Below are 573 nucleotides of genomic sequence, written 5' to 3'. Positions count from 1 at the left end.
TAAAAACACATGTAACTTTTGAAGGCTATGTTGTTAATAGAGGTCATATAATAAAGGTCATAAAGTAACAAGGTGAACTATGAGTAAACATTTTGAACATTCGAGCTTTAGAGAAAAGCTTATTGAGCACTTATTTATTAGTGAAATGCTTAAACTATCGTGGCTAAAAGGTGATTGTCAGCTTGAGGTTATGAAACCTGAGGTCGACAATGCTGGCTGTGATGTTGTTCTAGAGCTTAATAATGTCATTCGACATATTCAACTTAAAGCTTCGAAACTAGGTGGTAAAACTTCAAGACAAAAAGTTAATATTCGTTTAGCCACTAAGCCTTCAGGATGTATTATTTAGATAATATTTGATGAAGATACATTAGAGTTAAAATCTTTCTACTTCTTTGGCGCAGTGGCAGGCAAGCCATTGACTGGACTAGAAGACGCTAAAATCGCCAAACATACTAAAGGTAATGCTAGTGGCTTGAAAGCTGAACGACCTAATATCCGTTCGCTTAATAAAGACAGTTTACTCGTTACAATGATATTGAAGCTTTGTATGATGTCTTATTTTTTGTATGA

Annotated in this window: 1 protein-coding gene; it reads left to right on the top strand. The window is 34.4% G+C overall.

Annotated features, from left to right (window positions below; translation table 11 throughout):
- The first annotated feature begins 79 nt into the window (after positions 1 to 79).
- Positions 80 to 349: a hypothetical protein gene (locus tag ACS8FD_RS23225; protein ID WP_439263222.1), complete on the top strand. Its 270-nt coding sequence runs from the start codon at positions 80 to 82 to the stop codon at positions 347 to 349.
- Positions 350 to 573 lie beyond the last annotated feature (224 nt).

It is taken from the genome of Psychrobacter sp. 1U2 (assembly GCF_051847575.1).
Note: the sequence above shows the minus strand (reverse complement) of the source record. Positions and strands in the feature narration are given on the sequence as shown.